Source organism: Streptomyces sp. NPDC021622 (assembly GCF_040640795.1).
Classification (GTDB): Bacteria; Actinomycetota; Actinomycetes; order Streptomycetales; family Streptomycetaceae; genus Streptomyces.
Genome location: NZ_JBFACK010000015.1, coordinates 179,800 through 202,338, shown reverse-complemented (window position 1 = coordinate 202,338; position 22,539 = coordinate 179,800). Strand labels below are relative to the sequence as shown.

Here is a 22,539-nt window from a genome sequence, read left to right as displayed (position 1 = left end):
GTTCTCGGGGCCTTAGCTCAGTTGGTAGAGCGCTGCCTTTGCAAGGCAGATGTCAGGAGTTCGAATCTCCTAGGCTCCACAGCCGAACGCCGTAGGGCGGGAACCCCAGCTGGGGTTCCCGCCCTACGGCGTTCCTACGGCGTATCTGCGGCGTTCTTACGGCGATCCCGCGGCGCGGATCAGCGCTTCTTGTCGCGCTCCGCGGCTTCCGCCTCGGCCTGCTTGGCCTGCACCTCGGGGTCGAGGGACTGCTGGCCGCTGCCGTCGACCGAGCTCAGCGGGGTGCTGTCCGGGACCTCCGTCGCGGCGGGCGGCTCGACGAGCCAGTCCGGGTTGGCCTGCTTGTCCCACCACTTCCAGGCGGCGATCGCACCGCCCGCGAGGAGGCCGAGCACGACGACGCCCTTGGCGAGGCGCCCGACGCGGGCCCGGCGCTCGTGCTTGCGGACAAGACGCTTGATCTCCTTGGGCGAGACGTCACCGCGCAGCGCGGCGATCGCCGCCACACTGCGGGACGCGGCCTCGTCACGGACGGGCTGGGTCGCGGCCACGGCCTGCTCGATCCGCGGCTTCGAGTACTCGGCGGCCTGCCGGGCAGCCTTCCGTGTCTGCTTGGCGGCCTTGCGCGTACGGACGGCGGCCTCATGCGCGGCGTGGTCGACCTTCGGCGGCACATGCGTACGCGCCTGCTCCACGCGGGGCGCGACATGGGCGCCGTACTGCACACGGGCCTGTTCGGCGGCCTGCGACACCTTGGGCGCCAGCCTTACGCGCACATCGTGGGCGTAGTGAGCGGCCTGGTCCTTGGCCGTGCCGGCGTAGGGGGCCACCGCCTCAGCGGCGTGCCGGACGCTGTCCTTGGCCGAGCCGGTCGCGGCGCGCACGCTGTCGATGCGGGTCACGGGATCCTCCTCCTCGGTGGCGTATAGGTATGTCACCTTTCCACCCTTTCAGGGATCATGCCTTCCGGGTGACCCTTCAGGCATGAGAGGGCGGGCATCCGGGTCAAGCGAGCCCTGCGAGCAACGCGATCAATCTGATCAAATTGATCAAATCGGTACAAGAAGCGTTCTTGGCCGACAATGCCACGGATCGCTTCTGTGCGCGCCCAGTCGGCGGCTACTCGTCGCAATCCGTCCGTGCGAGGATCGGAGCGTCACAGAAGACAACGGAAGGCAGATCGTGGCTGAGCAGCTTTACGCCACCCTGAAGACCAACCACGGCGACATCGAGGTGCTGCTGCACCCCAACCACGCGCCGAAGACGGTCAAGAACTTTGTAGAACTCGCCCAGGGCGAGCGTGAGTGGGTCAACCCCGAGACCGGTCAGAAGACCTCGGACCGGCTCTACGACGGCACGGTCTTCCACCGCGTGATCAGCGGCTTCATGATCCAGGGCGGCGACCCGCTGGGCAACGGCACGGGCGGCCCGGGCTACGAGTTCGCGGACGAGTTCCACCCCGACCTCGCCTTCGACAAGCCGTACCTCCTTGCCATGGCCAACGCCGGTCCCGGCACCAACGGCTCGCAGTTCTTCGTGACGGTCTCGCCGACCGCCTGGCTGACCCGCAAGCACACGATCTTCGGTGAGGTCACGGACGCGGCGAGCCAGAAGGTCGTCGACGAGATCGCGGCCGTGCAGACCAACCCGCGCACCGACCGTCCGGTCAACGACGTGGTCATCGAGTCCGTGGTGATCGAGACCCGCGGCGCCTGACCTCGGCGTACCCGCCAGGGAACCAAACCGCCCCGCCCATCCGTAAGGAAGGGCGGGGCGGTGCGTTGCACGCGTGGGCGCGCAGTGCCTTCGTACGGAGATTGAGGGGACCCCATGGATCAGGCACCAGGCAGCCCGGAAGGGCCGCGGGACGCGCAGCACCTGCCCGGTTGCTTCCGTCACCCGGACCGCGAGACCGGCATCAGCTGTACCCGCTGCGAGCGGCCCATCTGCCCGGAGTGCATGATCAGCGCTTCGGTCGGCTTCCAGTGCCCCGAGTGCGTGCGCGAGGGCTCGGGCACCGGTCACGCGCCCGCGGCGAACCAGCCGCGCACCATCGCGGGCGGCTCGATCGCCGCCGACCCGCGCCTCATCACCAAGATCCTGCTCGGCCTCAACGTGGCGGTGTTCATCGCGGTCCTCGCCGTCGGCGACCGCCTGGTGAACGAACTCGTCCTGGTCGGTGAGTGGCCTCCCTACCCCTTCGTGGCGGAGGACGGCGTCGCCGAGGGCCAGTGGTACCGCCTGGTCACGTCGATGTTCACGCACCAGGAGATCTGGCACATCGCGTTCAACATGCTGGGCCTGTGGTGGCTCGGGGGTCCCCTGGAGGCGGCGCTCGGCCGAGCCCGCTATCTCGCCCTGTACATGCTCTCCGGCCTGGCCGGCGGCGCCCTGACCTATGTCGTCGCGGACGCGAGCCAGGCCTCGCTCGGCGCGTCCGGGGCGATCTTCGGTCTGCTCGGCGCGACCGCCGTCCTGATGCGGCGCCTCAACTACGACATGCGCCCGGTCATCGCGCTGCTCGCACTGAACATGCTGTTCACCTTCACATGGAGCGGCATCGCCTGGGAGGCGCACGTCGGCGGTCTGGTCGCCGGTGTCGCGATCGCCTACGGGATGGTGCACGCGCCCCGTGAGCGGCGGGCGCTCGTGCAGTGGGGGACCTGTGCCGCGGTGCTGCTCCTGGTCCTGGTCGCCATAGTCGTCAGGACCGCCCAGCTCGTCTGAGCCTGTGCGTTCCTCGTCTGAGCCGGTGCGTCCCGCTCACTGTTGTCCACAGCGTGTGGCGGATCTTGTGCATGCTGTGGGGAACAACAGTGCCCCTTGTCGCTGACCTGGGTTTTCCCAGGAAGGACAAGGGGCCTGCGGCGGCTTGCATGGCGATCGGGCAGTCACACCGGCGTCAACACCGAGTGGGTTATCCACAGATCGTCTTTCTTTTTCCCCAGTGTGGATAGCGCTGTGGATAACTCAGGGCAAGGCTTGCTCTCGCCGCTGGGGAATGCGGTGCGGCAGCAGCGCGGGCAGCGCTACTTCCACTGCGTGGAGACGCCGAACCCCGCGGCGATGAAGCCGAAGCCGACCACGATGTTCCAGTTGCCCAGCGGGTCGATCGGCAGCTTGCCGTCGGTGACGTAGAAGACAACGATCCAGGCGAGCCCGATGAGGAACATCGCCAGCATCACTGGGGCCACCCAGCTACGGCTGGTCAGCTTGATGCTCGTCGCCTTCTTCGCCGCGGGCGGCGTGTAATCGTCGGCCTTCTTGCGGATCCGTGACTTCGGCACGAGGGTCTCTCCTGTCGATACGGGGAGCTGAGCCCTCCCCCGGGCGTCCGTTAGCGTAGTGCTTCCGCGGCGCTGAAGGAGATAAGGGTACGTTGAGCAATTCTGCCGACTCCCCCACAGGTCAGGGTCGCCGTCCCCGTTGGCGGCCGGTCCGGTTGCTGACGGCTGCCGTCTTCGCCCTCGCGGGCCTCATCTTCTTCACCAGCTTCAACACTGCCAAGGGTACGAACATTCGCACGGATGCGTCCCTGCTGAAGCTCTCCGACCTCATCCAGGAACGCAGCCACAAGAACGGCGAGCTGGACGAGTCCAACGGTTCGCTGCGGGACGACGTCGAGGCGCTGGCGGAGCGCGACAACGGCGGCACGAAGGCCGACGACGCCCGGCTCAAGGCCCTGGAGAAGAACGCGGGCACCAAGAAGGTCAAGGGCCAGGCCGTCTCCGTGACCCTCACCGACGCCCCGCCGGGTGCCACGGCCAAGCTCCCCGGCTACCCCGAGCCCCAGCCCAACGACCTGGTCATCCACCAGCAGGACCTGCAGGCCGTGGTGAACGCTCTCTGGCAGGGCGGCGCCGAGGGCATCAAAGTCATGGACCAGCGGCTCATCTCCACCAGCGCCGTCCGCTGCGTGGGCAACACCCTGATCCTCCAGGGCCGCGTCTACTCGCCTCCGTACAAGGTGACCGCGGTCGGCGACCCGGAGAAGCTGAAGACGGCGCTCGCCGCTTCCCCGGAGATCCAGAACTACATGCTGTACGTGAACGCCTACGGCCTCGGCTGGAAAGTCGACGACGACGGGGCGGTGACTCTTCCCGGCTACTCGGGCACAGTGGATCTCCACTACGCGAAGCCCGTGGAATAGCGGTGGAGTAGCACCCGGGGAGGGACCGTCCGGTGTCGGTGCGAGTGCTGTTGAGGACGTTCAGCGAACTGTGCATCACCATCGGCGCGTTGATCGTGCTCTTCGTGGTGTACGTCCTGTTCTGGACCGGCGTGAAGGCCGACAACGCCATGGACAGCCAGATCGACCAGCTCCAGGACCAGTGGGCGCAGGGATCGATGTCCACAGGGACGGACGACAAGCCCACTGGCGGCTCCGAAAAGAGCCCTCCGAAGCCGGGCCCCTACGAAGAGGGCAAGCCCTTCGCCGTGATGTACATCCCGCGGCTTGGTTTCACGTGGAACAAGCCGGTGCTCCAGGGCACCGGCACCGACGTACTCAAAAAGGGACTCGGTCACTACGGAGACACCGCTCAGCTCGGCCAGAAGGGGAACTTCTCCGTGGCGGGTCACCGCCGCACCTACGGGGACCCCTTCAAGGACTTCCCGAAGCTGCGCCCGAACGACCCCGTGGTGCTGACCGACGGCACGACCTGGTTCACGTACCGCATCGACAACAAGCCCCTGAAGACGCTGCCCGGCGACATCGGTGTCATCGATCCGGTGCCGCGCAAGTCCGGGTACGAGGGGCCGGGCCGTTACCTCACTCTTACGACCTGTGAACCAGAGTGGGGCCACAGCCACCGGTTGATCGTCTGGGCACACCTTGATGCCACCCAGCCCGTCGAGGCCGGGAAACCGGAGGCACTGCGCCGTTAGTCTGGTGCCGTACGGCTACGGAAGGGACGGCATGTACGGCTGGATCTGGCGGCATCTGCCGGGAAACGCATGGGTAAGGGCACTGCTTTCGCTGGTGCTCGTCTTCGCGGTGGTCTACGTGCTCTTCCAGTACGTCTTTCCGTGGGCCGAGCCGCTTCTCCCCTTCAACGACGTGACGGTGGACGGCCAGTGAGCATCGACGGACGCCCGACCCGCATCCTCGTGGTCGACAACTACGACAGCTTCGTCTTCAACCTCGTCCAGTACCTGTACCAGCTGGGTGCCGAGTGCGAGGTCCTGCGCAACGACGAGGTCGAGCTGCGGCACGCGCAGGACGGCTTCGACGGCGTCCTGCTCTCGCCAGGACCCGGCACCCCCGAGCAGGCGGGTGTCTGCGTCGACATGGTGCGCCACTGCGCCGACACCGGTGTGCCCGTCTTCGGTGTCTGCCTCGGCATGCAGTCGATGGCGGTCGCGTACGGCGGAGTCGTGGACCGTGCGCCGGAGTTGCTGCACGGCAAGACGTCCCCGGTCGTGCACGAGGGCAAGGGTGTCTTCGCCGGTCTTCCGTCGCCGTTCATCGCGACGCGCTATCACTCGCTCGCCGCCGAGCCGGCCACGGTGCCGGCCGAGCTCGAGGTGACCGCGCGCACGGAGGACGGCATCATCATGGGCCTGCGCCACCGTGAACTGCCGGTCGAGGGCGTGCAGTTCCACCCCGAGTCGGTGCTCACCGAGCACGGCCACCGCATGCTCGCCAACTGGCTGGTCGAGTGCGGGGACAAGGGGGCGGTCGGTCGGTCGAGCGGTCTTGCCCCGGTGGTGGGCAGGGCCACGGCGTGACCGCGTTGCGCCCCGAGCGCGATTCCTCCGGAGTTCCGTACGACGAGCAGTACGCGTCGTACGAGGAGCAGGGATCGTACGAAGAGCCCGGGGCGTTCGCGGCGGCAGTCGACCATCTCGCCGATCCGCTGACGGATCCGCTGCCGGGGCAGCATCCGTCGCCGTGGTTCCGCAGCGGGCAGCCCGCTCCGGAGCCGGAGCCGCAGTTCCCTGAGCCGGAGTGGTACGACCCTCAGGGGTACGCCCGTGACTGGTACGGGGCGCAGCAGCGGCCGGAGCCGGAGCCGGCGCGGGAACCGACGTATGAGGAGCTGTACGGCGCGTACGCCCCGCAGCCGCAGCGTCAGCCGCAGCCCCAGCCGCCGCTCGACGACGAGACGGTGGGCCTGCGCACGGCGGACACTCGGCGAATAGTCGAGCCAGAGCCGCAGCCAGAGCCAGAGCCGCAGCCAGAGCCAGGGCGAGAGCCGGAGCGCCCCACAGGAGGCCGGGCCGCCCGCCGCAAGGCCGCCAAGAAGGGCGGCCCGCCGGCCGCCTCCAGAGCCGAGTCCGCCGCCCCCCTCTCCCGCGTCGAGGCCCGTCGCGCCGAGCGCGCCCGGAAGCCCTCCGCGGGCACGGTGATCAGCCGGGGCGTCGGCGAACTCTTCATCACCATCGGCGTCCTGATGCTGCTCTTCGTCACGTACCAGCTGTGGTGGACGAACATCCGCGCCCACCAGCAGGCCAACGGCGCCGCCAACGACCTCCAGGAGGAGTGGGCGAAGGGCAAGGGCAAGCCGGGCGCCTTCGAACCAGGGCAAGGCTTCGCGCTGCTGCACATCCCCCGTCTCGACGTGGTCGTGCCGATCGCCGAGGGCATCGACAAGTCGGGGGTCCTGGACCGCGGCATGGTCGGCCACTACAACGAGGGCGGCACCAAGACCCCGATGCCGGACGCGAAACAGGGCAACTTCGCGGTCGCCGGGCACCGCAACACCCACGGCGAACCGTTCCGCTACATCAATCAGCTCGAACCGGGCGATCCCATCGTCGTGGAGACGCAGGACAAGTACTTCGTCTACAAGATGGCGAGCATCCTGCCGCAGACGAGCCCCGGCAACATCTCCGTGATCGCCCCGGTCCCCGAGGGGTCGGGCTTCACCAAACCCGGCCGGTACATCACACTGACCACCTGTACCCCGGAATTCACGAGTAAGTATCGAATGATCGTCTGGGGCAAGATGGTCGAGGAACGGCCGCGCGGCAAGGGAAAGCCGAGCGCGCTCGTCAACTAGCACGGTGAGAACGGGGCAGATCCAGTGGCAGCGACGACCGACCACGCCGACCACGACGAGAAGCAGGCCGAGACGCCCGCCCCGCGGCCGCGGGGCCGCGGGCCCATCGCCACGGCGGTCAGCGTCTTCGGTGAACTCCTCATCACCGCGGGCCTGGTGCTGGGCCTCTTCGTCGTCTACTCCCTGTGGTGGACCAACGTCGTCGCCGACCGCGAGGCGCACAAGCAGGGCGACAGGGTCCGCGACCGCTGGGCGGGCGGCCCCGGGAACCTGAACACCAAGGACGGCATCGGCTTCCTGCACGTACCCGCGATGGGCGGCGGCGAGGTGCTGATCAAGAAGGGCACCAGCAACAAGATCCTCAACGACGGCGTTGCGGGCTACTACGAAGACCCGATCAAGTCGGCCCTCCCCGAGGACAAGGAGGGCAATTTCACGCTGGCCGCGCATCGCGACGGGCACGGCGCGAAGTTCCACAAGATCGACAAGATCAAGGAGGGCGACGCGATCGTCTACGAGTCCCGGGACAAGTGGTACGTCTACAAGGTCTACGCGACCCTCCCGGAGACCTCGAAGTACAACGTGAAGGTCCTGAACCCGATCCCCAAGGAATCGGGCGCGAAGAAGCCGGGCCGCTACATCACCCTGACGACGTGCACGCCGGTCTACACGTCCAACTACCGCTACATCGTGTGGGGCGAGCTGGAGCGCATCGAGAAGGTCGACAACAAGCGGACGCCGCCGGCTGAGCTTGCCGACTGACCTCGAGCACGACCTCGAGCACGACAGAGCCCCGGTCACCGCTGGCGAGCGGTGACCGGGGCTCTTCTCGTGTACTGCGGAGGGTCAGTCCCTTTCGCTGCGGAAGCCCATGCCGCCTCCGAAGAGGGTGCCTCCGTCGTCTTCCCCGCCGTTGCCTCCGCCGTTGCCCTGGTCGCCGCCCGCGGTGGTCAGGTTGATCGCCGTGCCCGAAGGGACCTGCTCGCCGGCGGCGGGCTGGGAGAGGACGACGAGGGCGTCGTCCTCCTGCGGGCCCGTGATGGTGCCGACCGTCAGATCGGCGTCCTCGATGGCCTTACGGGCGTCCTTGAGCTTCTGGCCGGTGAGGGCAGGCACGGTGGCCTGCTCGGCGGCCTTGGCTACCTGGACGGTGACCGTCGAGCCGGGGTCGACCTGTGTGTTTGCCGCCGGAGAGGTCTGGATGACCTTGCCCTCTTCGACGCTGTCGCTGGCTACGTCCTGACGGGTGGCATTAAGCCCGCTGTCCTCGATCTGCTTCTCGGCGGCTTCCCAGGTCTGGCCACTCACATCCGGGACCGCGACCTGCGACTTCTCCTCGGCGACGGTCAGGGTAATCGTGTCGCCCTTCGCCGCCTCGGTGTCGCCCGCGGGGTCCTGGTCGGTGACCGTGCCGGGGGTCTGCTCGGACTCCTCGTTCTCCCTCTGGACGTCCGTGAAGCCCTTGTCGTTGAGCAGCTTCTCGGCCTTTGCGAAGCTCAGGCCCTGCACGTCCGGAACGAGGATCTTGGGAGCACCAGTGGACACGACCACGTTGATGGTCGAGTTCTTCTCAACCTCGGTGTTGGCCGCAGGGTCCTGACTGCAGATCTTGCCCTTGCTCTGGGCAGCGCATTCCTTGCGCTCGGAGACTGCGATCTTCAGGTCGACGTTCGCCGCCTGTTCCTTCGCTTCCTTGAACTCCTCGCCCACAAAGTTGGGCGCCTTGATCGAATCGCTGCCCCCACCACCCCCGGTGAACGCCCACTTCCCGATCAAAATGGCGCCGACAAGCACCAGCAGCCCCGCCAGAATCAGCAGCACCGTAGACGTACTGCTCTTCTTCTGGCGGCGGCGCGAATGATCGTCGTAGCCGTCGTCCGGGCCGACCGGCGGCATCATCGACGTCTGGGCGCCGCCGGGCTGCGGGCGCAGCATCGCCGTCTGCTGGTCGTCCGGGTGGCCGCCGCCGTAGCCGACCGAGCCCATGGCCGCGGTGGCCGCGACGGGCTGGCCGTCGAGGCAGGCCTCGATGTCGGCGCGCATCTCGTCGGCCGACTGGTAGCGGTAGTCCGGGTCCTTGGTGAGGGCCTTCAGGACGATCGCGTCCATCTCGGGCGTGATCTCGCCGTCGAAGACGCTCGGGGCCTGGGGCTCCTCGCGTACGTGCTGGTAGGCCACCGCGACCGGGGAGTCGCCCACGAAGGGCGGGCGGACCGTCAGGAGCTCGTAGAGCAGGCAGCCCGTGGAGTAGAGGTCGGACCGGGCGTCGACCTGCTCGCCCTTGGCCTGCTCCGGCGAGAGGTACTGCGCCGTGCCGATGACCGCGGCCGTCTGCGTCATCGTCATCCCGGAGTCGCCCATGGCGCGGGCGATGCCGAAGTCCATCACCTTGACCTGGCCGTTGCGCGTCAGCATGACGTTCGCGGGCTTGATGTCGCGGTGGACGATCTGGTTGCGGTGCGAGTACTCCAGGGCCTGGAGGATGCCGATCGTCATCTCCATGGCGCGCTCGGGCAGCAGCTTGCGCCCGGAGTGCAGGAGCTCCCGCAGGGTGGAGCCGTCGACGTACTCCATCACGATGTACGGGATGGAGACCCCGTCCACGTAGTCCTCGCCGGTGTCGTAGACCGCGACGATCGCAGGATGGTTGAGCGAGGCGGCCGACTGGGCCTCGCGGCGGAACCGGGCCTGGAATGACGGGTCGCGCGCGAGGTCAACGCGCAGCGTCTTCACCGCCACGGTGCGTCCGAGACGGGTGTCGTGCGCGAGGTAAACCTCCGCCATCCCGCCTCGGCCGAGCACCTGGCCCAGCTCGTACCGCCCGCCGAGGCGACGCGGCTCTTCCATAGCTAATCCAGCCCTCTCCGTCAGTCCCGACCGCACCCTTGTGTGGTCCGGCGGTGTGCTGTCCGGGCATACCGTACCCGGCTCGCCTTACGTGACCCGGCCGCGACCGTCACCCGATACAGGACCGGTATCGCAACGTGCACTGATGTGAAGAGGCCGTGACGCGGGTCACTTCTTGCTGTCGAGAACCGCCTGCATCACGTCCTTGGCGATGGGGGCGGCGAGACCACCACCGGAGATGTCGTCACGGCTGGCGGCGCTGTCCTCGACCACCACGGCGACGGCCACCGGCGAACCGGAGTCGGTCTTGGCGTAGCTGATGAACCAGGCGTACGGGTTCTCGCTGTTGTCGACGCCGTGCTGGGCCGTACCGGTCTTGCCGCCGACGGTCACGCCGTCGATCTTGGCGTTCCGGCCGGTGCCGTCGTTCACGACGGTCTCCATCATGTCCTGGAGCTTCTGCGCGTTCTCCTCGGAGAGCGGCCGGCTCATTTCCTTGGGCGCGTGCTTCTCGATCACGTCCAGGTTCGGCGCCTGCAGCTCGCTGACCATGTACGGCTCCATGAGCGTGCCGTCGTTGGCGATCGCGGAGGCGACCATGGCCATCTGCAGCGGCGTCGCGGCCGTCTCGAACTGGCCGATGGAGGAGAGCGCGGTCTGCGGCTTGTCCATCTCCTTGGGGAAGACGGAGGCGTTCGAACGGACCGGGACGAACTGCTCGGAGTTGAAGCCGAACTTCTCGGCCGTCTCCAGCATGTCGTCCTTGCCGAGGTCCGAGCCGATCTTTCCGAAGACGGTGTTGCAGGACACCCGCAGCGCCTCGCGCAGCGTGGCGTTCTTGCAGGGGATGTTGCCCTCGTTCTTCAGCTCGGTCTGGGTGTTGGGCATCGTCCAGGGCAGCGGGGACTTGGTGGGAGCGTCGATGTCCTTGTACAGGCCGTGCTCCAGGGCGGCGGCCGCGGTGACGGCCTTGAAGGTGGAGCCGGGCGGGTACGTCTCGCGCAGGGCGCGGTTGAGCAGCGGCTGGTCCTTGTCCTTGTCCAGCTTCTGGAAGAGCTCGCCTTCCTTGCTCGTGATTCCCGCGAAGTCCGACGGGTCGTACGAAGGAGCGGAGGCAAGGGTCAGGATCGCGCCGGTCGACGGGTCGAGCGCGGCGACCGCGCCCTTGCCGCGGCCCTTGAGACCTTCGTACGCGGCCTTCTGCGCGCGCGCGTTGAGGGTCGTGACGGCGTTTCCGCCCTCCTTCTTCTTGCCCGTGATCATGTCCAGGCTGCGCGTGAAGAAGAGCCGGTCGTCGTTGCCGGTGAGGATGCCGTCCTCGATGGACTCGATCTGCGTGGCACCGATGCGCTGCGAGGCGAAGCCGGTGACGGGGGACCACATGGGCCCGTTCTTGTACGTCCTCTGGTACTTGAAGTCGCCGCTGCCGGACTCCTTGGAGCCGGTGATGGCCTTGCCGTCGACGATGATGTCGCCGCGCGGCTGGGCGTAGCGCTCGATGGAGACGCGGCGGTTCTTCTTGTGCTCGGCGAGGGTGTCGGCCTGCACGTACTGGAGCCAGTTGTCCCGGGCGAGCAGGGCGAGGACGAGGAGCCCGCAGAAGATCGCGATCCGGCGCAGGGGCTTGTTCACGGTCGGACCACCTGGGTCATCTCGGCGTCGGGGTTCGGGGCGGGCGCCGGGGCAGGACGGCGTGCGGTGTCGCTGATACGGATGAGGATGCCGATCAGGGCCCAGTTGGCGATCACGGACGAACCGCCGTTCGCGAGGAACGGCATGGTCATACCGGTCAGCGGGATCAGGCCCATGACGCCGCCGGAGACGACGAACACCTGGATGGCGAAGGCGCCGGACAGACCGATCGCCAGGAGCTTGCCGAACGGGTCGCGGGCGGCGAGCGCCGTGCGCACACCGCGCTCCACGATAAGACCGTAGATCAGCAGGATCGCCATGACGCCGGCCAGACCCAGCTCCTCGCCGAAGGTGGCGAGGATGAAGTCGGAGTTGGCGGCGAAGCCGATCAGGTCGGAGTGACCCTGGCCGAGGCCGGTGCCGAGCACACCGCCCGAGCCGAACGCCATCAGGGACTGGGCGATCTGGTCGCTGCCCGTCGAGGCGATGACGGCGTCGGAGAACGGGTTCAGCCAGGCGTCCACGCGCTCTTGCACGTGCGGCTCGAAGGTGGCCACACCCACCGCGCCCACCGAGGACATCAGCAGACCGAACACGATCCAGCTGGTGCGCTCCGTGGCGACGTACAGCATCACGACGAACATGCCGAAGAACAGCAGCGACGTACCGAGGTCGGTCTCGAAGACCAGGATCAGGATGGACATCGCCCAGACCACGATGATCGGACCGAGGTCACGGCCGCGCGGCAGGTAGATGCCCATGAAGCGGCGGCTGGCCAGCGCGAGCGCGTCGCGCTTCACCATCAGATAGCCCGCGAAGAAGATCGCGATGACGATCTTCGCGAACTCACCGGGCTGGATGGAGAATCCGGCGACGCTGATCCAGATTCGGGCGCCGAAGACGTTCATGCCGAGACCCGGCACCAGCGGCAGCAGCAGCAGGACGAGGGCCGCGACCATGGAGATGTACGTGTAGCGCTGCAGGACGCGGTGGTCCTTGAGCAGCAGCAGCACGGCCACGAACAGCGCGATGCCGATGGCCGAGAACATCAGCTGCTTCGGTGCGGAGGCGCTGAACTGGCCGGTGGCGGCCTTGGCGAGGTCCTGCAGCTTCTCCGACTGGTCCAGGCGCCAGATGACGACCAGACCGAGACCGTTGAGCAGCGTCGCGAGCGGCAGCAGCAGCGGGTCCGCGTACGCGGCGAACCTGCGCACCACGATGTGACCGACCGCCGCGAGCAGGCCGAGCCCGCAGCCGTAGCCGAGCATGCCGGACGGCAGCTCGCCGTCGAGCGCGAGACCTACGTTGATGTAGGCGAACAGCGGGATGACGACAGCGAACGCAAGGAGCGCGAGCTCGGTGTTGCGCCGGCTCGGCGCACCGATCGCGCCGATGGTCGACGTGTGTGTAGTGCTACTGCTCATGGTGTGCAAAGGCCCCCAACGGCTGCTTACTGCTTACCGCACAGCGGGACCAGCTTCTTCTCATCCTCGGAGAGGCTGGGGCCGGGTGTGGGAGTCGGTGCGGTCTTGGACTTGTTCTTGTCGGTCGTGCTGTTCTTGTCGCTCGTGTCGCCTGTGTCGTTCTTGTCCGCCGGGTCGGTCGGATCGTCGGTGGGGGCCTTGGCCGCCAGACCGGTCGCGCCGCCCGCCTCGCCCTCGCCGGGCTTGGCGTTCTCCCGCTCGGCCTTGCGGCGCTCCGCGTCCTTCTCGCACGCGGAGGCCTGCAGGCTCAGCTCCTCGATCTTGCTCTGGGCATCGTCGAGGTTGCCCTCGGGGATGGTGCCCTCGACCTGCTTGCGCTGATACGGCGGCAGGTACTTGAGTTCGATCTCGGGGTGGTCCTTCTCCACCTTGGACAGGCTGACCCAGGCAAGGTCCTGGTCGATGCCGCGGTAGAGCGCGACGTGCTCGTCCTTGGTGCCTACGTAGTACTGCGTCTGCGTCCAGCGGTAGCCCCCGTAGAGGCCGCCTCCGATGACCGCGAGGGCCAGCACTGTGTAGAGGGATCTCTTGAGCCACTTGCGGCCGCCGCCGGGCTTCACGAAGTCCTCGTCGCTGAACGCGCCGAAGCTTCCTTCGGGAACGTATCCCGTCGTGTCACCGCTCCCGGGAGGGCCGAAGCCGCCTCCGGAGGGCTGCGGCGGCACCGGACGGCCGAGGCCGGACGCACGGCCCGCAGGCGTCTGCATGGCGCCGTCGTCCTGCGCCTGGAGCTGGTTCTCGGCGACCGCGCCGACGACCACGGGGGTGTCGGACAGCTGCCCCGCGAGGGTGTCGCCGCTGTCGATGTCCAGGACGTCGGCGACGATCACCGTGATGTTGTCGGGGCCACCGCCGCGCAGCGCGAGCTGGATGAGCTCCTGCACGGTCTCCTGGGGGCCCTGGTAGCTCGCGAGGGTGTCTTCCATCGTCTGGTGCGAGACCACACCGGAGAGACCGTCGGAGCAGATCAAGTACCGGTCGCCGGCGCGGACCTCACGGATCGAGAGGTCCGGTTCGACATGCTCGCCACTGCCCAGCGCGCGCATCAGCAAGGAGCGCTGCGGGTGGGTGGTGGCCTCTTCCTCGGTGATCCGGCCCTCGTCGACGAGGCGCTGCACCCAGGTGTGGTCCTGGGTGATCTGCGTGAGGACACCGTCCCGCAGCAGATACGCGCGCGAGTCGCCTACGTGTACGAGGCCCAGGCGCTGCCCCGTCCACAGGAGGGCGGTCAGGGTCGTCCCCATGCCCTCGAGCTGGGGGTCCTCCTCGACCATCAGGCGCAACTGGTCGTTGGCGCGCTGCACGGCCGTGCCGAGCGACGTCAGGATGTCCGATCCCGGTACGTCGTCGTCGAGGGTGACGAGCGTCGAGATCACCTCGGAGCTCGCGACCTCGCCCGCGGCCTGGCCCCCCATGCCGTCGGCGATCGCGAGGAGACGCGGACCGGCGTAACCGGAGTCCTCGTTCCCCTCCCGGATCATGCCTTTGTGCGATCCGGCGGCGAAGCGCAAAGACAGACTCATGCGCACCTCGCCCGTCGGCTCCGGGTACATCCGCACGGTGCCCACCCTCCGGTCGGGAGCGCGCTGGCGTCCACTGTGTGGACCGCGTCGGCTCGCTCGCTCCGCTCGCTCATTGTCGTACTACTTCCGCAGCTCGATGACGGTCTTGCCGATGCGGATCGGCGCGCCCAGCGGAACGGGCGTCGGGGTGGTGAGTCGGGTCCGGTCCAGATACGTGCCGTTGGTGGACCCGAGATCCTCGACGATCCACTGGCCGTCACGGTCCGGGTAGATCCTGGCATGCCTGCTGGAGGCGTAGTCGTCGTCCAGCACGATCGTCGAATCGTGCGCGCGGCCCAGCGAGATCGTCTGGCCCTGCAGGGCGACCGTGGTGCCCGCGAGGATGCCTTCGGAGACGACCAGCTTGCTGGGGGCGCCACGGCGCTGCCTGCCACCGCCCTGCTGCTGGCGCTGGGCAGGCGGCGCGGCCTGCTGTTGCTGGCGTGCGGCCTGCTGCGGTCGCGCGTTCTCACGGCGTGAGCCGCGCTGTGTGACGCGTGTTCCGAACAGGTCGCTACGGATGACCTGGACGGCCACGATCACGAACAGCCACAGAACGGCTAGGAAACCCAACCGCATGACCGTCAGGGTCAGCTCTGACATTGCCCCCGCTTCACCCTTCGGCTTGCCGGTAAACGATGGTGGTTTGGCCCACGACGATCCGCGAGCCGTCGCGGAGCGTAGCGCGGGTGGTGTGCTGCCCGTCTACCACGATGCCGTTGGTAGACCCGAGATCCTGGATCGTCGAGGGCGTTCCGGTCCGGATCTCACAGTGCCGGCGGGATACGCCGGGGTCGTCGATCCGCACATCGGCGTCGGTGCTGCGACCCAGCACCAGCGTCGGGCGGGAGATCTGATGGCGATTGCCGTTGATCTCGATCCAGCGCCGCACCTGCGCACCCGGAAGCGGCCCGGCGCCGGGCCCCTGGGGGCGGTTCGGCACCGGCGCGGGCCCGCCCGCGCGTCCGCCGGGGGGCGGCGCCGCGGGCATGGGAGGAGCGCTGGAGGGCTGCTGCGGGTAGCCGTAGCCACCGCCCGCGGGAGGTCTGCGGTCCGCGGGGCCCGGTCCTGTGGGTGCAGCGGGTGCAGCAGGTGCTGCGGGGGCGCGCTCGGGAGTCTGTGAGGTGCTGGACGCGAGTGTGCGGCTGCGCACCCGGTACAGACCCGTGTCGAGGTCGTCCGCCTTCTCCAGGTGGACCTTGATGGGGCCCATGAAGCTGTAGCGCTGTTGCTTGGCGTACTCGCGCACCATCCCGGAGAGCTCGTCGCCGAGCTGCCCCGAGTAGGGGCTCAGGCGCTCGAAGTCGGGCGCGCTGAGCTCCACGATGAAGTCATTGGGGACGACCGTCCGCTCGCGGTTCCAGATCGTCGCGTTGTTGTCGCACTCACGCTGCAGGGCGCCGGCGATCTCGACGGGCTGGACCTCGGACTTGAACACCTTGGCGAAGGTGCCGTTGACCAGACCTTCGAGTCGCTGCTCGAACTTCTTCATGACTCCCATGGGGCACCTCCTCCGTCGTAGTCATCCTGGTACTGCTTACTGATCGTATCCACGCGCCGGGAAATCGGCTGGTTCCCCCTGTCCGCCCAGTCGATGAGTGTCGCCTCTCACAAGGCTGCCCGCACCAGGGTTCCGGGATCCTTCCGGACTCCTCTATCAGGGATCGTAGAGGGGGCCTCAAACCAGTGTCCCGCACCCGGCTGCGGACCATCGCCGGGTCCGGCCGAAGTCGGACGGCCGGCCCGCGATCCGCCCGGACCACCAGGGCAGGTGCCCCCGAATACGGATGTGAATCCACCCTCGGCAGCGTGCTAATCTTCTGGATGTCGGCAGGCGCTCGCACCACAAGTGAGAGACCCAAAGACAAACACCCATGCGCGGGTGGCGGAATAGGCAGACGCGCTGGATTCAGGTTCCAGTGCCCGAAAGGGCGTGGGGGTTCAACTCCCCCCTCGCGCACCATGTGGAGCGGGTCTCCACCAGGATGAAAGTCCTGGTGGGGGCCCGCTTCTCGCGTTACGTACGGGCTGCGGCCCGGACGCCGACTCGGCAGGGCCTCTGCGGTGAGCTATCTCACGGTTGGGGTCCTGCTCCTGTGAGGTCGGGTGGTCTTCGGGTTCAGAGGCTCGAACGGAGCCGTGGTCGTCGGCGGATTCGGCTGCCGGGCGCTGTGACGCAGTGATCGTGATCAAGCGGATTCGTTCACTTCGGCCGTGGGCATGCATCGGGCGCCCTGCCAGCCCCTGCAAGGAGTACACGCGCGATGTCGCCCACCCCCACTCCCGTCGCCCCCGGAGCGCTTCCCCTGATCGGCCATGGTCTTCAACTGAAGCAGCGGCCGTTGGAGTTCATGAACTCGCTGCGCGAGCACGGTCGGGTGGTGCGAATACAGCTCGCCCGCACCCCCGCCTACGTGGTCACCGACCCGGCCCTCACCAAGGAAGTACTGGTCACTGACGTGACGAGCTTCGCCAAGGGCGGGCGGATCATCGACGCGTTGAAGGTGTTCTTCGGTGACGGGCTCGCCACGGTCGCCGACGGCGACACCCATATGAAGAACCGCCGTCTCATGCAGCCGATGTTCAACAAGGCTCACATCGCGACCCGTGGCGACACCATGATCGAACAGGTGCGGGAGATCGTCGAGGGGTGGGCGGAGGGCGAGTCCCGGGACACGCTCGCCGACATGACGGAGCTGACCCTCGCGGCGTTCCTCACCGCCCTGTTCGGTGCTGATCTGCCCGCTCACCTGCAGCGTGACTTCATCGCGCTGATGCCGCCCATCATGCAGGGGACGATCCGGCAGACCATCCTTCCCGGCTGGGTCACCCGGCTGCCGCTGCCCACCAACCGCGCGCACGCCCAGCGGGTCGCGCAGCTGCGCGAGCTCATCGACCAGGCCATCGACCACCGGGCCGCCGCGCTTGGCCTCGGCGACGCCTCGGACTCGGGGAGCGCTGCGGCTGCGGGATGCCCGCATGCGGCTGGGCAGGCGGACACGGGCCTTTTCGACACCCTTCTCACGGCCGACGACCCGGACACCGGTCCGTTGCCCCGGCGCCAGCTTCAGGACGAGGCCATCACCCTGCTCACCGGGGCGATCGAGACGACCAGCACCACACTGGCCTGGGCGCTGGTGGAGATCGAGAAGAACCCCGAGGTCGGGCGCCGGATGCTCGAGGAACTGGAGACGGTCTGCGCGGACCGTCCCCTTCGTTACGAGGACCTCGACGAGCTCACGTACGTCCGCGCCGTCCTGCAGGAGTCGATGCGGATGTACGGCCCGGCCTGGCTGGTCACCAGAACCGCGACGCGCACGGTCAGCCTGGGCGGACACAGCATCCCCGAGGGCGCGGACGTGATCTACAGCCCGTACCTCCACCAGCACGACCCGTCGGTCTTCCCCGAGCCGGAGCGCTTCGACCCCGACCGCTGGTCCGGCCGGCCCGACGCCGCCACCCGCGGTGCGTTCCTGGCCTTCGGCGCCGGCCGGCGCAACTGCGTCGGCGAGGCCTTCGCCTGGACCGAACTCCTCATCATCCTCACCACGGTCAGGCAGATCTGGCCCCGCCTCGCCCTGACCTCGACCGCACCGAAGCCGCAGGCACTGGTCACGGTCAAGCCGGACGGGCTCTCCATGGCTCCCCATCGGGGCGCCGATTCGAGGGAGAAGGAGACGGAGAAGGAGAGCGGATCGGCGGAGGCCGGGGTTATCCACAGGCTCTGACGCCGATCGGCGCCCGGCGGTACCGTCTTGGCCAGGCGATGTCCGTGGGGGCGACGCCTGGACACGGGGCATGCGGGGGCGAGGCAATGGCGATGGTCGTGGCGGAGACCGGTGGGATGCGGTCCGGCGAGGTGCGGTCCGGTGGGGCGAGGCTGCCGCAGGTGGACGGGTTCGCGCGGTGGCCGTCCCCGGCCTCGCCCAAGCGGGAGGGCAAGGCGTTGCGGGAGCGGGTGAGCCGCGCCTCGCACGCGTGGTTCGCCGAGGACGACGGGCGGCCCGACCCGGTCGCCGCCGTCGAGGAGTCCAACCGCAGCAGGCTGGCCGAGCTGACGCCCATCCGGATCGGCAGGATGGCCGCGACGCCCTTCGCCTTCCTGCGCGGGTCCGCCGGACTCATGGCGTACGACCTCGCGCGCACGCCCGCCACCGGGATCGGCGCCCAGATATGCGGTGACGCGCACGCGGCCAACTTCGGCCTGTACGCGGACGCGCGCGGCGGCCTGGTCATCGACCTGAACGACTTCGACGAGACGGCGCACGGCCCCTGGGAGTGGGACGTCAAGCGGCTCGCCGCCTCGCTGGTGCTCGCGGGGCGCGAGGCGGGGGCGAGCGAGGACGCCTGCGAGGAGGCGGCCTTCGACGCGGTGGGGGCCTACCGCCGCACGATGCGGCTGCTCGCCAAGCTGCCGTCGCTCGACGCGTGGAACGCCATCGCGGACGAGGAGCTCGTCTCGCACACGGATGCCAGGGACCTCCTTGGCACCCTGGAGCGGGTCTCCGAGAAGGCCCGGCAGAACACGAGCGCCAAGTTCGCCGCGAAGTCCACGGAGCGGGTCGAGGGCGACGACGGCTCTCCCGCGGGGTGGCGCTTCGTCGACGCTCCTCCGGTGCTGCGGCGGATACCGGACGCGGAGGCCGCCGCAGTGACGTCGGCGCTCGGCGCGTATCTGGGCACGCTGGCCGAGGATCGGCTGCCGTTGCTCGCTCGGTACGCGATCCAGGACGTGGCCTTCCGGGTCGTCGGCACGGGAAGCGTCGGCCTGCGGTCGTATGTGGTGCTGCTGCTCGACCACCGGGGCGAGCCGCTGGTGCTCCAGGTCAAGGAGGCGCGGCCCTCCGCGCTGCTCCCGCATCTGCCCGTGGCGGGCTTCGACGTGCCCCAGGTCGCGCACGAGGGGCGCAGGGTGGTGCTCGGGCAGAAGCGGATGCAGGTGGTCAGCGACTTCCTCCTTGGCTGGACGACCGTGTCCGGACGGCCTTTCCAGGTAAGGCAGTTCAGGAACCGCAAGGGCAGCGTGGACCCCGCGGAGCTCGCGGCCGACCAGCTGGACGACTACGGCCGGATGACCGGGGCGCTGCTGGCCCGCGCCCACGCGCACAGCGCCGATCCGCGGCTGATCGCCGGGTACGTCGGCAAGGGCGACGAGCTGGACGAGGCGGTGGCGCGGTTCGCCGTGGCGTACGCGGACCGGACGGAGGCGGATCACGCGGAGCTGGTGCGTGCGGTCAAGGAGGGGCGCGTGGTGGCGGAGTCCGGAGTGTGATCCCGGGTGTGAAGGGTGAGGGGTGAGGCGTGAGGTGTGATGGGTGATGAGGGGTGCGGAAGGCTGCAGAGGATGCGGAGGGCTGTGGAGAGATGCGGGCGGTGGCGGCTGGGGCGGTTGCCCGGTGACCTAGGCTGGACCGGGTGACGACCCCGGAAGCCGAGCCGACGCAGCCTGAGACACCTGATCCCGAGTCCGCCGATGCCGACCGCGGAGCTCCTGAGGGGGCTTCTGGCGGGGAGCCGGGGCAAGGGGCCGGTGGGCGGCCCGAGGACCGGCTCGAGAAGGCCGTGCGGGCGGCCGAGCAGGCGCTGATCGAGTACGAGATCGCCGTCGAGACGTTCCGGGTCGAGGTGGAGAACTTCTCCCGGCTGCACCACCAGAAGCTCGGCCCGATGTACGCGCGCCTGGACGAGCTGGACGCGGAGATCGCCGAGGCCTTGGCGGCCCGCAGCGGTGACCCGGAGGACCGGCGCAAGGCGGACGAGGCGCGGGCGCGGGTCATGCCGATGCCGGGCGTCGATGAACTGTTCCACGGCTGGATGGACACGGACGGGCTCTACCCGGAAGCCGCCGCGATGCTGACCGATCAGTCGGTGCGGCCGCCGCAGCGGGTGCGGCCGAGCGACGAGGCCCGCAAGCTCTTCCGCGACCTGGTCCGCAAGGCCCACCCCGACCTGGCGCAGGACGACCAGGAGCGCGCCCGCCGTGATGAGTTCATCACGCGGGTCAACGCCGCGTACGCCCGCGGGGACGAGCCCCTGCTGCGGGAGCTGTCCGACGAGTGGGCCGCGGGGCCGGTGTCCGATGCGCAGCGGCCGAGCCGCAGCGAGGAGCTCTACGCCCGCCTCGAGTGGCTCGCCCAGCGCAAGGAGCTGCTCTCCGTGGTCGCCCGTGAGCTGGAGGAGGGCGCGATCGGCTCGATGCTGCGGATGGCGCCGGACGACCCGGACACCTTGCTCGACGAGATCGCCGAGCAGCTGCTCGCGCAGGTCACCGAGCGCGAGGCGGAGCTGGCGCGGCTCACCGCCTAGGCGGTTGCCCGCGCGGGCCTTCGGGTAGCGTCGGAGACATGGTTTTCGGTTCTCAGGTGCCCACGGTCGTCGTCGACGACCTCGCGAGCGGTGATTTTCTCCTTGACGTCCGCGAGGACGATGAGTGGCAGGCGGGTCACGCCGAGGGCGCGCTGCACATTCCGATGAGCGACTTCGTCGCCCGCTACGGCGAGTTGACCGAGGCCGCGCCGCAGGACGGCAGGGTCCACGTCATCTGCCGGTCCGGAGCGCGCTCGGCGCAGGTCGCCATGTACCTCGGGCAGCAGGGCATCGACGCGGTGAACGTCGATGGCGGCATGCAGGTCTGGGAGGCCACGGGCCGGCCCGTGGTCGACGACAAGGGCCAGCCGGGCACCGTGATCTAGTTCTTCGGCCGCGGTGTCAGCCGCGGTTTCGGTCACTTTCCCAGCCGCGTTCTCAGCCGAGGGGGTGGGCGGCCAGCAGGTCGCCCAGGGCCTCCTCGTGCGCCGCGGCCGGGCCGAGGGACAGCTCCAGCTGCTTGGCCCAGGCGTGGTAGCGGTGCAGCGGATAGTCGGTGTCGGAGCCGAAGCCGCCGTGCAGATGCTGCGCCGTCTGCACCACCCTCCGTACGCCGTCGGAGGCCCAGATCTTCGCGACGGCCACGTCTCCCGTGGCGGGCAGGGCGCCGCTCGCGCCGGTGCTGATGCGCCAGGCGGCCTGCCAGAGGGTGACCTCCATCGCGCGCAGGTCGATATAGCGGTCGGCTGCCTGCACCGCCACGGCCTGGAAGGTGGCGACGGGGAACCCGAACTGCTCCCGTTTGCTGGTGTATTCGCCGGTCATCCGCAGCACGCCCTCGCCGAGGCCGAGAGCAAGCGCGCAGGTGCCGGTGGCGAGCAGATCGCGCAGCCCGTCCCAGGCCCCGTCGGCCTCGATCACGTCGCCGGCGCCGATCCGCACCGAGTCCAGGCGGAGCTCGCCGAGCCGCTCCCCGTTCGTGGAGACCTGCTCGCCGAGGGTGAGGCCCTCGTGCACGCGCGGGATCAGGGCGAGCAGGGACCGGCCGGCGGTCGTGTGGGCGGGCACCACCACGATGTCGGCGTTCTGCGCCCAGGGCACGGCCGTCTGGACGCCGTCGAGCAGCCAGGCTTCGCCGTCCCGCCGTGCGGTGACGGCGAGTTCGGCGGGGTCGTGGCCCGTGCGTCCACTCGCCGCGACCGTCAGGACCAGCTCACCGCGGGCGGCCGGGGCGAGGATGCGGTGCTTCAACTCCTCGCCGCCATGGGTCTGTACGGCGTATGCGGCAGCGCTGCTCTCCAGGAGCGGGACGCGGGCGAGCACCTTCGCCGACTCGCGCAGGACCAGGCAGAGGGCGATCGCGTCCAGGCCCGCGCCGTCGTACTCCGGGTCGAGGAGCAGGCTCAGCAGGTCGGCGTCGGCGAGCTTGGCCCACAGCGCGCGGTCGAAGTCCTCGGCCACCGCTCCCGGAGTGAGGGCGGGACTGGGCACGCCGTCCGGTGCGACGGAGGCGAAGACCGCCTTCGCCGCCTCGACGGCCGCCTGCTGTTCCTCGGTGAAGGTGAAGTCCACTGCTTGTCCCTCCGCGCACCGGTCGACCGACGTGCCGTCGTTTCTGACGGGTCGTCAAGATAGAACAAGTTCTACAGGAAGGGAACAGTGACGGTCCGTGGGCGCCGGAAGACCGTTCGGCGGGGTTGACCG

21 protein-coding genes and 2 tRNA genes are annotated in these 22,539 nt (G+C 68.9%); 14 read left to right on the top strand and 9 right to left on the bottom strand.

The features are described from left to right. Positions 1-6 precede the first annotated feature (6 nt). Positions 7-79: transfer RNA gene (locus AB0G47_RS28400), tRNA-Ala, on the top strand. Positions 80-179: 100 nt separating this feature from the next. Here the strand turns inward: AB0G47_RS28400 and AB0G47_RS28395 are convergent. Continuing rightward, positions 180-902 carry a DUF5324 family protein gene (locus AB0G47_RS28395; RefSeq protein ID WP_360775735.1) on the bottom strand — a complete coding sequence of 241 codons (723 nt, stop codon included), beginning with the start codon at positions 900-902 and terminating at the stop codon, positions 180-182. A gap of 280 nt (positions 903-1,182) precedes the next feature. Here AB0G47_RS28395 and AB0G47_RS28390 point away from each other — a divergent pair, with 280 nt between their 5' ends. Together AB0G47_RS28390 and AB0G47_RS28385 are read left to right on the top strand one after the other, a co-directional pair. Continuing rightward, positions 1,183-1,716: a peptidylprolyl isomerase gene (locus AB0G47_RS28390; protein ID WP_360775620.1), complete on the top strand. Its 534-nt coding sequence runs from the start codon at positions 1,183-1,185 to the stop codon at positions 1,714-1,716. Positions 1,717-1,830: 114 nt separating this feature from the next. Beyond that, positions 1,831-2,727 carry a rhomboid family intramembrane serine protease gene (locus AB0G47_RS28385; protein ID WP_360775616.1) on the top strand — a complete coding sequence of 299 codons (897 nt, stop codon included), beginning with the start codon at positions 1,831-1,833 and terminating at the stop codon, positions 2,725-2,727. 302 nt (positions 2,728-3,029) lie between these two features. On the opposite strand, the gene crgA is transcribed toward AB0G47_RS28385, so the two are convergent. Continuing rightward, positions 3,030-3,287: a cell division protein CrgA gene (gene crgA / locus AB0G47_RS28380; RefSeq protein WP_266864426.1), complete on the bottom strand. Its 258-nt coding sequence runs from the start codon at positions 3,285-3,287 to the stop codon at positions 3,030-3,032. A 92-nt stretch (positions 3,288-3,379) separates the two neighbouring features. Between crgA and AB0G47_RS28375 the strand changes: the two genes are divergently transcribed. Genes AB0G47_RS28375 through AB0G47_RS28350 form a run of 6 tightly spaced genes read left to right on the top strand, consistent with a single transcriptional unit; the run spans position 3,380 to position 7,766 of the window. Next, positions 3,380-4,150, top strand: a complete 771-nt coding sequence (locus tag AB0G47_RS28375) for a DUF881 domain-containing protein (protein WP_360775613.1) — start codon at positions 3,380-3,382, stop codon at positions 4,148-4,150. Between the two features lie 38 nt (positions 4,151-4,188). After that, positions 4,189-4,887, top strand: a complete 699-nt coding sequence (locus AB0G47_RS28370) for a class E sortase (RefSeq protein WP_360775733.1) — start codon at positions 4,189-4,191, stop codon at positions 4,885-4,887. Further along, a complete protein-coding gene (locus AB0G47_RS28365) occupies positions 4,838-5,080 on the top strand; it encodes a hypothetical protein (RefSeq protein WP_266864422.1) in 243 nt (80 codons plus the stop codon). Before AB0G47_RS28370 ends, AB0G47_RS28365 begins: the two co-directional genes overlap by 50 nt. A 2-nt stretch (positions 5,081-5,082) precedes the next feature. Further along, entirely contained in the window at positions 5,083-5,730 is a 648-nt protein-coding gene (locus tag AB0G47_RS28360) for an aminodeoxychorismate/anthranilate synthase component II (protein WP_360775730.1), read from the top strand. Continuing rightward, on the top strand, positions 5,727-7,004 hold the full coding sequence (locus AB0G47_RS28355) for a class E sortase (protein ID WP_360775609.1): 1,278 nt from the start codon (positions 5,727-5,729) through the stop codon (positions 7,002-7,004). Before AB0G47_RS28360 ends, AB0G47_RS28355 begins: the two co-directional genes overlap by 4 nt. Before the next feature lie 24 nt (positions 7,005-7,028). After that, a complete protein-coding gene (locus AB0G47_RS28350; RefSeq protein WP_360775607.1) occupies positions 7,029-7,766 on the top strand; it encodes a class E sortase in 738 nt (245 codons plus the stop codon). Positions 7,767-7,850: 84 nt separating this feature from the next. On the opposite strand, the gene pknB is transcribed toward AB0G47_RS28350, so the two are convergent. The 6 genes from pknB to AB0G47_RS28320 form a co-directional block, all read right to left on the bottom strand. Further along, positions 7,851-9,851, bottom strand: a complete 2,001-nt coding sequence (pknB, locus tag AB0G47_RS28345; RefSeq protein ID WP_360775604.1) for a Stk1 family PASTA domain-containing Ser/Thr kinase — start codon at positions 9,849-9,851, stop codon at positions 7,851-7,853. 168 nt (positions 9,852-10,019) lie between these two features. Continuing rightward, on the bottom strand, positions 10,020-11,483 hold the full coding sequence (locus tag AB0G47_RS28340) for a penicillin-binding protein 2 (RefSeq protein WP_360775602.1): 1,464 nt from the start codon (positions 11,481-11,483) through the stop codon (positions 10,020-10,022). Further along, positions 11,480-12,907 carry an FtsW/RodA/SpoVE family cell cycle protein gene (locus AB0G47_RS28335; protein ID WP_266864412.1) on the bottom strand — a complete coding sequence of 476 codons (1,428 nt, stop codon included), beginning with the start codon at positions 12,905-12,907 and terminating at the stop codon, positions 11,480-11,482. Before AB0G47_RS28335 ends, AB0G47_RS28340 begins: the two co-directional genes overlap by 4 nt. A 26-nt stretch (positions 12,908-12,933) precedes the next feature. Further along, entirely contained in the window at positions 12,934-14,490 is a 1,557-nt protein-coding gene (locus AB0G47_RS28330) for a Stp1/IreP family PP2C-type Ser/Thr phosphatase (RefSeq protein ID WP_360775599.1), read from the bottom strand. Between the two features lie 120 nt (positions 14,491-14,610). Further along, the gene (locus AB0G47_RS28325; protein WP_135332252.1) at positions 14,611-15,132 is read right to left on the bottom strand and encodes an FHA domain-containing protein; all 522 of its coding nucleotides are present in this window, start codon (positions 15,130-15,132) and stop codon (positions 14,611-14,613) included. Positions 15,133-15,142: 10 nt separating this feature from the next. Beyond that, positions 15,143-16,030 carry a DUF3662 and FHA domain-containing protein gene (locus AB0G47_RS28320; protein WP_360775595.1) on the bottom strand — a complete coding sequence of 296 codons (888 nt, stop codon included), beginning with the start codon at positions 16,028-16,030 and terminating at the stop codon, positions 15,143-15,145. Positions 16,031-16,405: 375 nt separating this feature from the next. Between AB0G47_RS28320 and AB0G47_RS28315 the strand changes: the two genes are divergently transcribed. From AB0G47_RS28315 to AB0G47_RS28295, 5 genes are all read left to right on the top strand, one after another. Beyond that, positions 16,406-16,492: transfer RNA gene (locus tag AB0G47_RS28315), tRNA-Leu, on the top strand. A 301-nt stretch (positions 16,493-16,793) separates the two neighbouring features. Beyond that, entirely contained in the window at positions 16,794-18,257 is a 1,464-nt protein-coding gene (locus tag AB0G47_RS28310) for a cytochrome P450 (protein ID WP_360775592.1), read from the top strand. Between the two features lie 92 nt (positions 18,258-18,349). Beyond that, positions 18,350-19,801: a DUF2252 domain-containing protein gene (locus AB0G47_RS28305; protein WP_360775727.1), complete on the top strand. Its 1,452-nt coding sequence runs from the start codon at positions 18,350-18,352 to the stop codon at positions 19,799-19,801. A gap of 143 nt (positions 19,802-19,944) precedes the next feature. Beyond that, positions 19,945-20,835, top strand: coding sequence for a J domain-containing protein (locus tag AB0G47_RS28300; RefSeq protein WP_360775589.1), 891 nt, complete (start codon positions 19,945-19,947; stop codon positions 20,833-20,835). Positions 20,836-20,891: 56 nt separating this feature from the next. Beyond that, positions 20,892-21,221 carry a rhodanese-like domain-containing protein gene (locus AB0G47_RS28295; protein ID WP_360775724.1) on the top strand — a complete coding sequence of 110 codons (330 nt, stop codon included), beginning with the start codon at positions 20,892-20,894 and terminating at the stop codon, positions 21,219-21,221. A 52-nt stretch (positions 21,222-21,273) separates the two neighbouring features. Here the strand turns inward: AB0G47_RS28295 and AB0G47_RS28290 are convergent, their stop codons facing one another. Beyond that, positions 21,274-22,407: an acyl-CoA dehydrogenase family protein gene (locus tag AB0G47_RS28290; RefSeq protein ID WP_360775586.1), complete on the bottom strand. Its 1,134-nt coding sequence runs from the start codon at positions 22,405-22,407 to the stop codon at positions 21,274-21,276. Positions 22,408-22,539 lie beyond the last annotated feature (132 nt).

Coding starts and splice junctions, on each gene's coding strand:
- AB0G47_RS28305 (WP_360775727.1), top strand. CDS start 18,350: ATGGTCGTGGCGGAGACCGGTGGGATGCGGTCCGGCGAGGTGCGGTCC.
- AB0G47_RS28385 (WP_360775616.1), top strand. CDS start 1,831: ATGGATCAGGCACCAGGCAGCCCGGAAGGGCCGCGGGACGCGCAGCAC.
- AB0G47_RS28325 (WP_135332252.1), bottom strand. CDS start 15,132: ATGTCAGAGCTGACCCTGACGGTCATGCGGTTGGGTTTCCTAGCCGTT.
- AB0G47_RS28310 (WP_360775592.1), top strand. CDS start 16,794: ATGTCGCCCACCCCCACTCCCGTCGCCCCCGGAGCGCTTCCCCTGATC.
- AB0G47_RS28365 (WP_266864422.1), top strand. CDS start 4,838: ATGCCACCCAGCCCGTCGAGGCCGGGAAACCGGAGGCACTGCGCCGTT.
- AB0G47_RS28330 (WP_360775599.1), bottom strand. CDS start 14,490: ATGAGTCTGTCTTTGCGCTTCGCCGCCGGATCGCACAAAGGCATGATC.
- pknB (WP_360775604.1), bottom strand. CDS start 9,851: ATGGAAGAGCCGCGTCGCCTCGGCGGGCGGTACGAGCTGGGCCAGGTG.
- AB0G47_RS28335 (WP_266864412.1), bottom strand. CDS start 12,907: ATGAGCAGTAGCACTACACACACGTCGACCATCGGCGCGATCGGTGCG.
- AB0G47_RS28320 (WP_360775595.1), bottom strand. CDS start 16,030: ATGGGAGTCATGAAGAAGTTCGAGCAGCGACTCGAAGGTCTGGTCAAC.